Origin of the sequence: Bacillus sp. AFS012607, from assembly GCF_002558005.1 — a bacterium.
GTDB lineage: Bacteria > Bacillota > Bacilli > Bacillales > Bacillaceae_G > Bacillus_A > Bacillus_A thuringiensis_S.
This window is the reverse complement of record NZ_NTVM01000060.1, coordinates 1-299: the sequence shown is the minus strand read 5'-3', so window position 1 is coordinate 299 and position 299 is coordinate 1. Positions and strand designations below refer to the sequence as shown.

Genomic DNA, 299 nt, shown 5'->3' with positions numbered 1-299 from the left:
CCAACTGAGCTAATGGCTCTTAATGGCTGGGCTAGCTGGATTCGAACCAGCGCATGACGGAGTCAAAGTCCGTTGCCTTACCGCTTGGCTATAGCCCAATAATTAAGAATGGTGGAGGGGGGCAGATTCGAACTGCCGAACCCGAAGGAGCGGATTTACAGTCCGCCGCGTTTAGCCACTTCGCTACCCCTCCGACATATATGGTGGAGGATGACGGGATCGAACCGCCGACCCCCTGCTTGTAAGGCAGGTGCTCTCCCAGCTGAGCTAATCCTCCATTTTGCCTGGCAACGTCCTAC

General features: G+C 55.5%; 3 tRNA genes. All 3 read right to left on the bottom strand.

The window, feature by feature from the left end:
- Positions 1 to 23 precede the first annotated feature (23 nt).
- The 3 genes from CN409_RS30400 to CN409_RS30390 all read right to left on the bottom strand — a co-directional run bounded on the left by CN409_RS30400 (position 24) and on the right by CN409_RS30390 (position 277).
- Positions 24 to 98, bottom strand: a tRNA-Gln gene (locus CN409_RS30400).
- Positions 99 to 109: 11 nt separating this feature from the next.
- Positions 110 to 193, bottom strand: a tRNA-Tyr gene (locus CN409_RS30395).
- A gap of 8 nt (positions 194 to 201) precedes the next feature.
- Positions 202 to 277: transfer RNA gene (locus CN409_RS30390), tRNA-Val, on the bottom strand.
- Between the last annotated feature and the right edge of the window lie 22 nt (positions 278 to 299).